This is a genomic window from Nocardia spumae (assembly GCF_020733635.1).
Classification (GTDB): Bacteria; Actinomycetota; Actinomycetes; order Mycobacteriales; family Mycobacteriaceae; genus Nocardia; species Nocardia spumae.
On record NZ_JAJFZL010000001.1, the window covers coordinates 2,015,690 to 2,027,905 of the forward strand.

The 12,216-nt window shown below is 66.7% G+C and carries 12 protein-coding genes; 7 read left to right on the plus strand and 5 right to left on the minus strand.

Going from position 1 to position 12,216, the window contains the following annotated elements; all coding sequences use genetic code 11:
* Positions 1–4 precede the first annotated feature (4 nt).
* Positions 5–2,401: a phosphoketolase family protein gene (locus LKD76_RS08595; RefSeq protein ID WP_372465976.1), complete on the minus strand. Its 2,397-nt coding sequence runs from the start codon at positions 2,399–2,401 to the stop codon at positions 5–7.
* A gap of 253 nt (positions 2,402–2,654) precedes the next feature.
* Here LKD76_RS08595 and LKD76_RS08600 point away from each other — a divergent pair, with 253 nt between their 5' ends.
* From LKD76_RS08600 to clpX, 5 genes are all read left to right on the plus strand, one after another.
* Entirely contained in the window at positions 2,655–3,233 is a 579-nt protein-coding gene (locus tag LKD76_RS08600) for an FKBP-type peptidyl-prolyl cis-trans isomerase (RefSeq protein ID WP_227980492.1), read from the plus strand.
* A gap of 286 nt (positions 3,234–3,519) precedes the next feature.
* Positions 3,520–4,887 (plus strand): trigger factor, encoded by a 1,368-nt coding sequence (gene tig, locus LKD76_RS08605; RefSeq protein WP_227980493.1) that lies wholly within the window; start codon positions 3,520–3,522, stop codon positions 4,885–4,887.
* Between the two features lie 264 nt (positions 4,888–5,151).
* Positions 5,152–5,739 (plus strand): ATP-dependent Clp protease proteolytic subunit, encoded by a 588-nt coding sequence (locus tag LKD76_RS08610; protein ID WP_227980494.1) that lies wholly within the window; start codon positions 5,152–5,154, stop codon positions 5,737–5,739.
* A gap of 45 nt (positions 5,740–5,784) precedes the next feature.
* On the plus strand, positions 5,785–6,453 hold the full coding sequence (locus LKD76_RS08615; RefSeq protein WP_227980495.1) for an ATP-dependent Clp protease proteolytic subunit: 669 nt from the start codon (positions 5,785–5,787) through the stop codon (positions 6,451–6,453).
* Positions 6,454–6,812: 359 nt separating this feature from the next.
* Positions 6,813–8,093, plus strand: coding sequence for an ATP-dependent Clp protease ATP-binding subunit ClpX (gene clpX / locus LKD76_RS08620; RefSeq protein ID WP_227980496.1), 1,281 nt, complete (start codon positions 6,813–6,815; stop codon positions 8,091–8,093).
* A gap of 84 nt (positions 8,094–8,177) precedes the next feature.
* Here the strand turns inward: clpX and LKD76_RS08625 are convergent, their stop codons facing one another.
* Positions 8,178–8,753, minus strand: coding sequence for a carboxymuconolactone decarboxylase family protein (locus LKD76_RS08625; RefSeq protein WP_227980497.1), 576 nt, complete (start codon positions 8,751–8,753; stop codon positions 8,178–8,180).
* Positions 8,754–8,908: 155 nt separating this feature from the next.
* Between LKD76_RS08625 and LKD76_RS08630 the strand changes: the two genes are divergently transcribed.
* Positions 8,909–9,511 carry a TIGR03086 family metal-binding protein gene (locus LKD76_RS08630; RefSeq protein ID WP_227980498.1) on the plus strand — a complete coding sequence of 201 codons (603 nt, stop codon included), beginning with the start codon at positions 8,909–8,911 and terminating at the stop codon, positions 9,509–9,511.
* A gap of 109 nt (positions 9,512–9,620) precedes the next feature.
* Entirely contained in the window at positions 9,621–10,079 is a 459-nt protein-coding gene (locus LKD76_RS08635) for a MarR family winged helix-turn-helix transcriptional regulator (protein WP_227980499.1), read from the plus strand.
* Between the two features lie 205 nt (positions 10,080–10,284).
* Here the strand turns inward: LKD76_RS08635 and LKD76_RS08640 are convergent, their stop codons facing one another.
* From LKD76_RS08640 to fdhD, 3 genes are all read right to left on the minus strand, one after another.
* A complete protein-coding gene (locus LKD76_RS08640; RefSeq protein WP_227980500.1) occupies positions 10,285–10,818 on the minus strand; it encodes a hypothetical protein in 534 nt (177 codons plus the stop codon).
* Between the two features lie 137 nt (positions 10,819–10,955).
* The gene (locus tag LKD76_RS08645; protein WP_227980501.1) at positions 10,956–11,330 is read right to left on the minus strand and encodes a nuclear transport factor 2 family protein; all 375 of its coding nucleotides are present in this window, start codon (positions 11,328–11,330) and stop codon (positions 10,956–10,958) included.
* Between the two features lie 28 nt (positions 11,331–11,358).
* Positions 11,359–12,210 carry a formate dehydrogenase accessory sulfurtransferase FdhD gene (fdhD, locus tag LKD76_RS08650; RefSeq protein WP_227980502.1) on the minus strand — a complete coding sequence of 284 codons (852 nt, stop codon included), beginning with the start codon at positions 12,208–12,210 and terminating at the stop codon, positions 11,359–11,361.
* Positions 12,211–12,216: the final 6 nt, after the last annotated feature.

Here is a 12,216-nt window from a genome sequence, read left to right on the forward strand (position 1 = left end):
GACGTCAGGTGCTGTAGGGCCACCGCCAGTCCGCGACCTCGGGAATGTCGGCGCCGTGCTCGCGGGTCCACAGACGCGCGGTGGTCCGGGCGTCGACCATCTCCTGGCGCAGTGCGGCGGCCTGGGGACCGAGGCCGGGCACCCGGTCGATGACATCCATCACCAGGTGGAACCGGTCGAGATCGTTGAGCATCACCATGTCGAACGGTGTCGTGGTGGTACCCATCTCCTTGTAGCCACGCACGTGCATCCCGTCGTGATTGGCGCGGCGATAGGTGAGCCGGTGGATCAGCCACGGATAGCCGTGGAAGGCGAAGATGATCGGCCGGTCGCGGGTGAACAAGGTGTCGAATTCGCGGTCGGACAGGCCGTGCGGGTGTTCGTCCTCCGGCAGCAGCCGCATCAGGTCGACCACATTGACGACTCGAAGACGCAACTGCGGCAGGCGTTCCCGCACGATCGCGGCGGCGGCGAGAGTCTCCAGGGTCGGCACATCACCCGCGCAGGCGAGGACGATATCGGGGGTGGTGCCGGTGTCGTCGTTGTGCCCGGCCCACTCCCAGACCCCGGCTCCCCGCGCGCAGTGCAGCCGCGCCTGCGACACCGACAACCAATCGGGCTGTGGCTGTTTGCCGGCCACCACGACGTTCACGTAGTGACGCGAGCGCAGGCAGTGGTCGTAGGTCGACAGCAGGGTATTGGCGTCCGGCGGCAGGTAGACACGCACGATCGACGGCTTCTTGTTCAACACCACATCGAGGAAGCCGGGGTCCTGATGGGTGAAGCCGTTGTGGTCCTGCCGCCAGACGTGCGAGGTCAGCAGATAGTTCAGGCTCGGAATCGGCCGCCGCCACGGCACCGCGCTGCTCGCGTCGAGCCACTTCGCATGCTGGTTGAACATCGCGTCGACGATGTGGACGAAGGCCTCGTAGCAGGTGAATACGCCGTGCCTGCCGGTGAGCAGGTAGCCCTCCAGCAGGCCTTGGCACATATGTTCCGACAGCACCTCGATCACTCGCCCGGCGCGGTCCAGCTTCTCGTCGTAGGTGCCGATCTCGGCCTGCCAATCGCGGCCGGTCACGGTCAGCACATCCTGCAACCGATTGCTGGCCAGTTCGTCGGGGGCGAAGATCAGGAAGTTGTCGCGATTGGAGTCGGTGACATCGCGCAGCCAGGCGCCCAGTACCCGGGTGGCCTCGTGGGACGAGGCGCCCGGTGCGGTGACCTCGACGCCGTAGTCCCGCCAATCCGGCAGGCGCAGATCCCGGACGGTGGCGCCACCGTTGGCGACGGGATTGGCGCTCATGCGCCGATTACCCGCGGGCACCTGCCGCAGCAACTGGGGATGGGGCCGGCCCTCGTCGTCGAACAGCTCCTCGGGTCGATACGAGCGCAGCCACTGTTCCAGCACCCGCCGATGCTCGTCGTCGGTGCGCGCCGCCGGGAGCGGGACCTGGTGAGCGCGGAAGGTGCCCTCCACCTGATCGCCGTCGACGACCGGCGGACAGGTCCAGCCCTTCGGGGTGCGCAGCACGATCATCGGCCGCCGGGGCCGCGACCCGTCGGCGCCGCCCCGCGCCGCCGCCTGGAACTCGGCGATGCGATCGAGGCTCGCGTCCATCGCCGCCGCCATCGCCTGATGCACGGTCGCGGGATCGCGGCCGGCGACGATGATCGGGTCGTAGCCGTAACCGTGCAGCAGCGACAACAGCTCCGCCTCCGGAATGCGGGCCAGCAGGGTCGGATTCGCGATCTTGTATTCGTTGAGCGCCAGGATCGGCAGCACCACGCCGTCGCGCGCCGGATTGACGAACTTGTCGGCATGCCAGCTCGCGGCCAGCGGACCGGTTTCGGCCTCGCCGTCGCCGATCACGCAGAAGACGGTCAGTTCGGGGTGGTCGAGGACGGCGCCGTAGGCGTGCAGCAGCGAATACCCGAGTTCCCCGCCCTCGTGGAAGGAACCCGGAGTCTCCGGAGCGCAGTGGCTGGGCACACCCCCGGGAAACGAGAACTGCGCGAACAGCGCGCCCATCCCCGCCTCGTCGCGCGGAATGTGGCTGTAGAGCTCCGAATACGTGCCCTCCAGCCAGGCGCAGGCATTCGGCCCGGGTCCGCCGTGACCGGGACCGGCCACGAATACGGCATCCAGATCGCGCGCCCGGATCGCCCGATTGGCATGGGCCCACACCAAATTCAGGCCGGGCACGGTGCCGAAATGCCCGAGCAGTCGGGGCTTGATCTGTTCGGCCGCCAGCGGCGTCCGCAACAGCGGGTTGCCCATCAGGTAGATCTGGCCCACGGCCAGGTAGTTGGCCGCTCGCCACCAGGCGTCGAGATCGGTCAGCTCGTCCGGTGTCAGCGGCCCGGGGACCTCGGCCAGCCGATACGGCTGCGGCGCGATCGTCGCGCCGCCGCTACTGCCGAGATTGTCGGCGGCCGTATCTTCCGAACTGGCAAGATCGGTCACGATCACGCTCCTCACAGTGGGGTGTCCGGGTAACCGCTTCGGATGGAGACTCGTCGCCAGGCTACCGGGCGCCGCGCACTTTTCGCAGCGCCGCACCCCGGGTGAGCTGGGGTGCCGGATATCTCGGCGAGCGGCGAGGGCAGGGGCGGGCAGGTCGGCGGCCCGGGCACCGATTAGGGTGCCGCGCATGCAGACATTGGCCAGGATCATCGGCTCGGCGGCGGTCGCCGCGGCCGCGATCGCGCTCACCGCGTGCGGGAGCAGCGACGACAACGGCTCGTCCGCGACGAGCACGGCCCGCTCCTCGGCCGGGAGCGCGGCGGCCGCGGCACCCACCGCGAGCCACGGCCGCGAATGCACCGCCGACGACATCGGCGTCACCGGCGGTTTCGGTGAGGCCCCGACCATCACCATTCCGGACAACTGCGATCCGCCGAAGCAACTGGTCACCAAGGATCTGGTCGAGGGCACCGGCCCGGCGGCGGCGACCGGGCAGCCGGTCGAGATGAACTACACGCTGGTGACCTGGTCGGACAAGAAGAAGCTCGACAGCTCCTTCGATCGCAACCAGACCTTCCCGCTGACCCTGGGCGCCGGCGAGGTCATCCCGGGCTGGGACCAGGGCCTGATCGGTATCAAGCAGGGCGGACGCCGGCTGCTGATCATCCCGCCGGACCAGGGCTACGGCCAGGGCGGTAACGGCATCAAGCCGAACGAGACCCTCGTCTTCGTGACCGACGCGGTCAAGGTCGGCGGGGCATCGTAGGCTTGTCAGGCTGTCCGGGCCCGGACAACTGATTTCGCGAGTACTTCGGTAACTCACCGGGCACGTCCAGAACCCATTTCGCACCCAACGTAAGACCGGGCAGGTGTCAGCTCGGCTCCCAACGGCACGCAGAAGCCCGGGGAGGCGGCGCTGATACCCTGATCGGGATGCGATTTCGGGGGAAATCGGCGCCGCTGGACGGCGGCACCCGAACATCGTCGTCACCGGACCACCCGTCCGGCCGGCGACTACACAGACCAGTGAACAACGAACAAGGAGCATGTCCGTGAAGAGCACCGTCGAGCAGCTGAGCCCGACCCGGGTCCGCATCAATGTCGAGGTGCCCTTCGAGGAGCTGAAGCCGGACTTCGACAAGGCGTACAAGGCGCTGGCCCAGCAGGTGCGTATTCCCGGTTTCCGCCCGGGCAAGGCCCCGGCCAAGCTGCTGGAGGCCCGCCTCGGTCGCGGCGCCATCCTCGAGCAGGTCGTCAACGACGCGCTGCCGGCCCGCTACAGCGAGGCCGTCACCACCTCCGAGGTGAAGGTGCTCGGGCAGCCGGAAATCGAGATCACCAAGATCGAGGACGGTGACGAGCTGGCGTTCACCGCCGAGGTCGACGTCCGTCCCGAGATCTCGCTGCCCGACTACGAGACCATCGAGGTCACGGTCGACCCGCTGAGCATCGCCGACGAGGACATCGAGCAGCAGCTGCAGTCGCTGCGTCAGCGCTTCGGCACCCTGAAGAGCGTCGAGCGCGCGGTCGCCGACGGCGATTTCGTCTCGATCGATCTGGCCGCCACCGTGGACGGCGAAGAGGTCAGCGAGGCGACCACCTCCGGCCTGTCGCACGAGGTCGGTTCCGGTCAGCTGATCGAGGGCCTGGACGAGGCCCTGATCGGGCTGCAGGCCGAGGAGTCCAAGGACTTCACCTCCACCCTGGTCGCCGGCGAGCACGCCGGTAAGGAGGCGGTCATCACCGTCAAGGTGAACTCGGTCAAGGAGCGCGAGCTGCCCGAGGCCGATGACGAATTCGCCCAGATGGCAAGCGAATTCGACACCATCGACGAGCTCAAGGACGATCTGCGCAAGCGGGTCGAGCAGAGCAAGAAGGTCGCCCAGGCCGGCGATATCCGCGACAAGGTGCTCGAGGCGCTGCTGGACAAGACCGAGGTGCCGCTGCCCGAGGCCGCGGTCCAGGCCGAGGTCGACGCCGTGCTGCACGACGCGGTGCACGGATTCGACCACGACGAGGCCAAGTTCGCCGAGGCGCTCGAGGCGCAGGGCAGCACCCGCGAGGAGTTCGACAAGGACTCCAAGGAGGCTGCCGAGAAGTCGGTGAAGACCCAGCTGCTGCTGGACGCGATCGCCGAGGCCGAGAACACGGAGGTCGGCCAGCAGGAGCTCACCGAGCGGATCCTGTTCCAGTCGCAGCGCTACGGCATGGCGCCGGAGCAGTTCATCCAGCAGATCCAGCAGGCGGGTCAGCTGGGCGCGATCTTCGCCGACGTGCGCCGCGGCAAGGCGCTCGCCGGTGTGGTGATCAAGACCAAGGTCACCGATACCGACGGCAACGTGGTCGACACCGCCGAGATGTTCGGCGAACCGGCCGATTCCGACGCCGTGGCGGAGTCGGACGAGACAGCCGCCGAGTAGCCATCGGCGACATATGAGTCAGCTGTAAGCGAAGCAGGGCGGTACCGGGAGTTCGGTGCCGCCTTGTTTCGTTAGGGTTTGTGTCAACCGAATCAAGGCCGCGGTCGAGCGTCGGGGACGGAGGCGGTAGCTTGCGTAACCACGAAGGCCCCGGAAGACCGCATATTGGACAGAGGCTGTGCCGGCAGGCATCGTGCCGGCGAGAGAGGGCAGGTATCCGTGACAATCAACCAGGCTGTGGCACCTTTGAAGTCGGGGCCGGTCATGACATCCGCGACTGCTGGGCTCAACCTCAGTGATTCGGTGTACGAGCGGCTGCTGCGCGACCGCATCATCTTCCTCGGCACCCAGGTCGACGACGACATCGCGAACAAGCTGTGCGCGCAGATCCTGCTGCTGGCGGCCGAGGACCCGACGCGCGACATCTCGCTGTACATCAACTCGCCCGGTGGCTCGGTGACCGCGGGTATGGCCATCTACGACACGATGCAGTACGCGGAGTGCGACATCTCGACCATCGCGTTCGGCCTGGCCGCCTCGATGGGGCAGTTCCTGCTGACCGCCGGCACCAAGGGCAAGCGCTTCGCGCTGCCGCACACCCGGATCATGATGCACCAGCCCTCGGCCGGTATCGGTGGCTCGGCCGCCGACATCGCGATCATGGCCGAGCAGTTCGCCCACACCAAGCGTGAGCTCAACGAACTGCAGGCACTGCACACGGGCAAGTCGGTCGAGCAGGTGACCGCCGACGCCGACCGCGATCGCTGGTTCACCGCCAGCGAGTCGCTCGAGTACGGGTTCATCGACCGGGTGATCACCCACGCTCGCCAGACCGCCGACGGCGCCGAGTAGTCCCGCCCGCGAACTTCGCTCACCGACACTGATTTTGGAGACAAGATGACTCTCATCGATCCTCGTGCCGGCCTGTCCGGTATCGCACCGGCGAGCCCGCAGGCCCGCTACATCCTGCCGTCGTTCATCGAGCACTCGAGCTTCGGCGTCAAGGAGTCGAACCCGTACAACAAGCTGTTCGAGGAGCGCATCATCTTCCTCGGTGTACAGGTCGACGACGCTTCCGCCAACGACATCATGGCGCAGTTGCTGGTGCTGGAGTCGCTGGATCCCGATCGCGACATCACGATGTACATCAACTCGCCCGGTGGCTCGTTCACCTCGCTGATGGCCATCTACGACACCATGCAGTACGTGCGTGCCGATGTGGCGACGGTCTGCCTCGGTCAGGCGGCGTCGGCGGCGGCCGTGCTGTTGGCGGCCGGTACCCCCGGCAAGCGTGCCTGCCTGCCCAATGCCCGCGTACTGATCCACCAGCCGTCGCTGGAGGGCGGAATCCAGGGCCAGGTCTCCGATCTGGAGATCCAGGCCGCGGAGATCGAGCGCATGCGCCGGCTGATGGAGACCACGTTGGCTCGCCACACCGGCAAGGACGCGGACACGATCCGCAAGGACACCGATCGCGACAAGATCCTGACCGCCGACGAGGCCAAGGAATACGGGATCATCGACACGGTGTTCGACTACCGCAAGTTGAGCGCGCAGAAGAAGTGATGTCGCAGTAGTGATCCGGAGGCCGATGCGGGCGGTGACATTCGAAGTCGTCACCGCCCGCATCGGCCTCCGGGGCGGCCTCGGGGAGACCGTTGTCACCGCACCGCGCGATACTCTCCCCACGAGAAACATCCTCGAGTTGTCGACCTCCGTCGCGTCGACCGGGTACGGTCGGTCTAGGGACCTTGGCTCAGTGGGTGTCGGCAGGATCGACCGACCCGGACGGCAGGCGCCGAAGTGCGAGAGTCCGATCGACGCGGGACACTGATCGGAGCACGGCGGGGTAGCGTTGTTCGGAGCGGCTTGTCGGCATCCGGGACAGACGGTTGCACGCGGACAAGGAAGTAGGGACCCACGAGATGGCGCGCATCGGTGATGGCGGCGATCTGCTGAAATGCTCGTTCTGCGGAAAGAGCCAAAAGCAGGTCAAGAAGCTCATTGCGGGACCGGGGGTGTACATCTGTGACGAGTGCATCGACCTCTGCAACGAGATCATCGAAGAGGAACTGGCCGAGTCGAGTGAGGTCAAACTCGACGAGCTGCCCAAACCGGCGGAGATCCGGGAGTTCCTCGAGCAGTATGTGATCGGCCAGGATTCGGCCAAGCGCACGCTGGCGGTGGCCGTCTACAACCACTACAAGCGCATTCAGGCCGGCGACAAGGGCCGCGACAGCCGCGGTGAGCCGGTCGAGTTGATGAAGTCGAACATTCTCATGCTCGGTCCGACCGGCTGCGGCAAGACCTACCTCGCGCAGACGCTGGCCAAGATGCTGAATGTCCCGTTCGCCATCGCCGACGCCACCGCGCTGACCGAGGCGGGCTATGTCGGCGAGGATGTCGAGAATATTCTGCTCAAGCTGATTCAGGCCGCCGACTACGACGTCAAGCGCGCCGAGACCGGCATCATCTACATCGACGAGGTCGACAAGATCGCCCGTAAGAGCGAGAACCCGTCGATCACTCGCGACGTCTCCGGTGAAGGTGTGCAGCAGGCCCTGCTGAAGATCCTGGAGGGCACGCAGGCGAGCGTGCCGCCGCAGGGTGGGCGCAAGCACCCGCATCAGGAGTTCATCCAGATCGACACCACGAACGTGCTGTTCATCGTGGCCGGCGCCTTCGCGGGCCTGGAGAAGATCGTCCAGGATCGGGTCGGCAAGCGCGGTATCGGCTTCGGCGCCGAGGTGCGGTCGAAGGCCGAGATCGACACCACCGACCACTTCGCCGAGGTCATGCCGGAGGATCTGATCAAGTTCGGTCTGATTCCGGAGTTCATCGGCCGTCTCCCGATGGTCGCCTCGGTGACGAACCTGGACAAGGAATCGTTGGTCCGCATCCTGTCGGAGCCGAAGAACGCGTTGGTGAAGCAGTACGTGCGCCTTTTCGAAATGGACGGCGTCGATCTGGAATTCACCAAGGACGCTCTCGAGGCCGTCGCCGACCAGGCGATCCTGCGCGGCACCGGTGCCCGCGGGCTGCGCGCCATCATGGAGGAAGTGCTGCTGCCGGTGATGTACGACATCCCCAGTCGCGACGATGTGGCCAAGGTCGTCATCAACGGCGAGACCGTCAACGACAACGTGCTTCCGACGATCGTCCCGCGCAAGCGTCAGGCGGCCGAGCGCCGCGAGAAGTCGGCGTAGCGCGCCGATCCACTGTGCCGACGAGCGGGGCGGGAGGTTCGAACCTCCCGCCCCCGCTCGTCTGTGTCGCAACGGTCGTGACGGTCAGTCCTGGGCCCAGGGAACCCGGCAGGAATCGGTGCTGAATCCCTGCGCGGTGATGCCGAGCGCCGAGTACGTCCGGGCCCGGGAGTTCTCCAGCGCGATCTGATAGGTCAGCTCCACGACGCCGTCGGTGCCGAAACGTGTTCGCAGATCGGTGATCTGCTCATCGGTGACGGTTGTGGGAGTGGCGGTCATCGCGTCGGCGTAGGCGATGGCGGCGCGTTCGTCGTCGGTGTAGGCCGCGGAGGTCTCGTAGTCGGCGATCGCCTTCAGTTTGTCCACGTCCAAATGACTCAGGCGCATGAGCATGGTGCCGAAATCGACGCACCAGGAGCAGCCGATTGTCCATGCCACCCGGTAGACCGCGATCTCGACGACATCCTCGGGCACTACCGCGGTGGCCCGATCGACCAGCGATTCGTGGACCGCGTAGGCGGTCAGCAGTTTCGGGTGGTTGGCGATGACCGCCATCGGTTCGGGTACTTCGCCGAACTTCCGTTTGCTGAAGCGGTACATGATCCGGGTCAGCGGGCCGGCCTGCTGCGGTGGCAGCGGGGCGATGCGGGTGGCACTCATGATTCTCCCTTCGGGGGACGGTTCACCCCTTGGACGAGGCACCGGGGAGCGATGTGACGAGCGATCGACGTGATGTGGATCTCAGTCCTGTTCGAAGCATAGACCCACGATAGATAAGCGTAGACATATGATGTGCGTAAGCTTACGATAAGTCCATGAGTGATATTCCCGAATTGGACCGCAAGGCGGTCGACTACAGCGTGTCTCTCGTATCCGAGGTGACGACGTCCGACCTGAGCCGCCCGACGCCGTGCGGCGACTGGGATCTCGCACGACTGCTGACGCATATGACGGCGCAGCATCGCGGTTTCGCCGCCGCCGCCCGGGGGCGCGGCGGTGATCGGGAACTGTGGCGGATGGGAGACGCCGCTGCCGATCCGGTGGACGCCTATCGGCAGGCGGCGACCGATGTCGTGGCCGCCTTCGCCGAAAACGGTGTCGAGAAGCGGGATTTCGACCTTCCGGAATTCGGGGCGGGATTCACCGCGCCCGCGGCGCAGGCGATGGGGTTTCATTTCATCGACTACGTCGTGCACGGCTGGGATGTGGCTCGGTCGCTGGGGCTGCCCTACGAACTCGCGGCGGAACTGGCCGAGCCCGCGCTGCGGATCGCGGAGGCGGTACCCGATGGGGAGTTGCGGCTGCGGCCCGGTTCGGCGTTCGCGCCGGCCCTGTCCGCGGCCGGGGACGTGGATCCACTGACTCGGATTCTCACCCACCTGGGGCGGTCGCCGCACTGGCCGGATGCGATGAAATAGCGGCTGTCACAAGGGAATTCGTATCGCTCCCGCGCGCCGGTGGATCCGCGCGTCCGCGGGGGCGGGGAAGGTGGCGGCGGGGCGGGGACGACGCCGTATCTTGTTCGGCATGGCAGATATCCGGCGACCCGATCTGGCGGCGATGATGGTGCCACTCGGTCGCGCACTGATGGCGGTCGAACGGCCCGTGCTGGAGGCTCATGGTCTGACCATGTGGGCCTACTCGGTGCTCTTGGCGCTCGGGCGGGGGCCCGCTCGTGGTCAGGGGGTGCTCGCGGAGGAGATCGGCGCCGATAAGACCAGGATTATCGCGGTACTGGACGATCTGCAGGAACGAGGTCTGATCGAGCGCTATCCCGATCCGGCCGACCGGCGGGCCCGGCTGCTCGCGGTGACCGCGGCGGGCCGGGCACTGTCGGAGGCGGCGCAGTCCGATATTCAGGCGAAGGAAGAACTGCTTCTCGGCCGCCTCGATGCGGCCGATCGGGCCGGATTCCTGAATGCGTTGATGGCGCTGTCGGCGGTTCCGCGTAACGAGATCGTCGACGCGGGCGCCGACCCGCAATAGGAATTATCCACTTGTGCGTCCTGTCCCGGGCTGTGCTACGGAGACGGTGACGATCGGTTGCCCGTCGTGCCCGGTGCCGAAGATCGCCGTTGATCTTCCTGGTTCGCCTTTGAACCTTTTCCCCGATGTTTGCTCATCGCCCGGCGCGGTGGTCGTGTTACCACTTTGAACTACGGGTTCTCACCAGTGCTGTTGCCGAGTGCCTTCACCTACTACGACGGCGCGGGAACCGGATATTCATCGGCGCCGGATCGCGCAGCTGAACGCGTCGGCGCGGGGCAGCCGCGATGAGGACGGCGGCCAGGATCGGCAGCAGTGCGGCGGCGATCAGGCTCACCGCGAAATTGCCGCCGCCCATCTCCGCCGGTTTGTGCGCCGCGTGATAGATCAGATGCGGCACCCCGAAGACCAGCCAGCCGATGCCGGTGACCCGCGCGACCAGGCTGTCGCGGTAGTACAGCGCGGCCAGGCCCATCGCGCCGAAGCCGAGGAAGAAGGCGCCGACATCGGCGGCCAGGTGGTGGTTGAACGGGCCGTCCACCGCGACCCAGTTCGCGCCCAGCCCGGGGAAGCTGCGATACCACGCCTCGGGGAACAGCACCGCCCACAGCCCGACGACCAAGCCGTTGATCGTCAACAGCGACAGCGAGATCCAGGTGATCAGCCAGCGGCGCCGATCCGGGTCCAAGCGCATGCGCACCCGGACCCCCTCGTCCGTCCCGTGTACCGAAATTCGCATGGCGCGCCCTCCCGTCCGCCGGTTCTCGACTTACGGTAAGCCGGGCAATTCGGATGGACAAGGGGCCGATGCGCCGACGACGATCGCCCGCCGGATCATCGGCCGGGGCGCTCGTCGCCGGAGGTCTCGCGAGGTGATCAGATCTTTTCGCTGAGCAGATCCTCGGGTCCCCAGTAGGCGCGCATGTTCTTGATCTTGCCGTCGTCGTCGAATTCCATCGCATCGATCGCGGACAGCGTCATCCGGTGGCCGCCGGCTTCGCCGACCAGCGTGAACGATACGGCGGCGTGATTGCCCACGACGCGCGCCGCATGCAGTTCGGTCTTGCGCTCCATCGACTCCAGAGCCTGGTACAGCTGGCCGATGGCCTCGTGGCCGTGCCGGGGGTCGCTGCCGATCGGATCCTCCACCACGGCCTCGGGGGCATAGAGCGCCAGAATCTCCGAGGTCGGGCCGGTGGCCACCAATTGCACGTAGCGTTCGACCGTTTCGCGGACCTGCTGCGCTGCCATGTGAACTCCCAAGAAATTGAAACGTGTTCTAGTGGGCAGGGTAGCAGGGATCGGTGGTCGCCGAGGCGTCGATAGTGATCCGGTCCGCGCCGCTGTAGATGTTCATCGTGCCGCCGCGCAGGAACCCGGCCAGGGTGAGCCCGTTGTCGGCGGCCAGGTCGACGGCCAGCGAACTCGGCGCCGACACCGCCCCGAGGACCGGAATGCCGGCCATGACGGCCTTCTGCACCAGTTCGAACGAGGCGCGCCCGCTGACGATCAGCACCAGATCCCGGGCGGGCACTCGCTGCTCACGCAGAGCCCAGCCGATGACCTTGTCCACCGCGTTGTGGCGTCCGATGTCCTCCCGCACGATCAACGCGGTGCCGTCCGCGGTGAACAGCCCGGCCGCGTGCAGGCCGCCGGTGGCATCGAATGCCGTTTGGCGCGAGCGCAATTCGTCCGGCAGGGTGGCCAAGAGCGCGGAGTCGATCCGGGGTGATCCGCTCGGCAGTGGGAACCGGCTGCGGGTGCGGACCTGGTCGAGTGCGGTCGTGCCGCACAGGCCGCAGGAACTGTTGGTCACGAAGCCGCGCGGGCGAATCGGGACCGGGTGGCGCAGTTCGATATCGAGCACGTTGTAGGTGTTGCGTCCCTGATCGTCGGTTCCGGCGCAGTAGCGCGCCGAGACGATATCGTCGGCCGATTCGATGATGCTCTCGCCGAACAGGAATCCGTGCGCGAGGTCGATATCGTGGCCCGGGGTGCGCATGGTCACGGTCAGCGCCGTTCCCGCGATCCGCAATTCGAGGGGCTCCTCCACCGCCAGGGTGTCGGGCCGGGAGATGACGCCCGCCGCGGTGATGCGCCGGGTCGGTCTGCGCGCGGTTACTCTGCTCACAGTTGC

Bases quoted from the DNA above. Each gene is read 5' to 3' on its own strand.
- LKD76_RS08600 (WP_227980492.1), top strand. From the start codon at position 2,655: ATGCAGACATTGGCCAGGATCATCGGCTCGGCGGCGGTCGCCGCGGCC.
- LKD76_RS08610 (WP_227980494.1), top strand. From the start codon at position 5,152: ATGACATCCGCGACTGCTGGGCTCAACCTCAGTGATTCGGTGTACGAG.
- LKD76_RS08615 (WP_227980495.1), top strand. From the start codon at position 5,785: ATGACTCTCATCGATCCTCGTGCCGGCCTGTCCGGTATCGCACCGGCG.
- clpX (WP_227980496.1), top strand. From the start codon at position 6,813: ATGGCGCGCATCGGTGATGGCGGCGATCTGCTGAAATGCTCGTTCTGC.
- LKD76_RS08625 (WP_227980497.1), bottom strand. From the start codon at position 8,753: ATGAGTGCCACCCGCATCGCCCCGCTGCCACCGCAGCAGGCCGGCCCG.
- LKD76_RS08630 (WP_227980498.1), top strand. From the start codon at position 8,909: ATGAGTGATATTCCCGAATTGGACCGCAAGGCGGTCGACTACAGCGTG.
- LKD76_RS08635 (WP_227980499.1), top strand. From the start codon at position 9,621: ATGGCAGATATCCGGCGACCCGATCTGGCGGCGATGATGGTGCCACTC.
- LKD76_RS08640 (WP_227980500.1), bottom strand. From the start codon at position 10,818: ATGCGAATTTCGGTACACGGGACGGACGAGGGGGTCCGGGTGCGCATG.
- LKD76_RS08645 (WP_227980501.1), bottom strand. From the start codon at position 11,330: ATGGCAGCGCAGCAGGTCCGCGAAACGGTCGAACGCTACGTGCAATTG.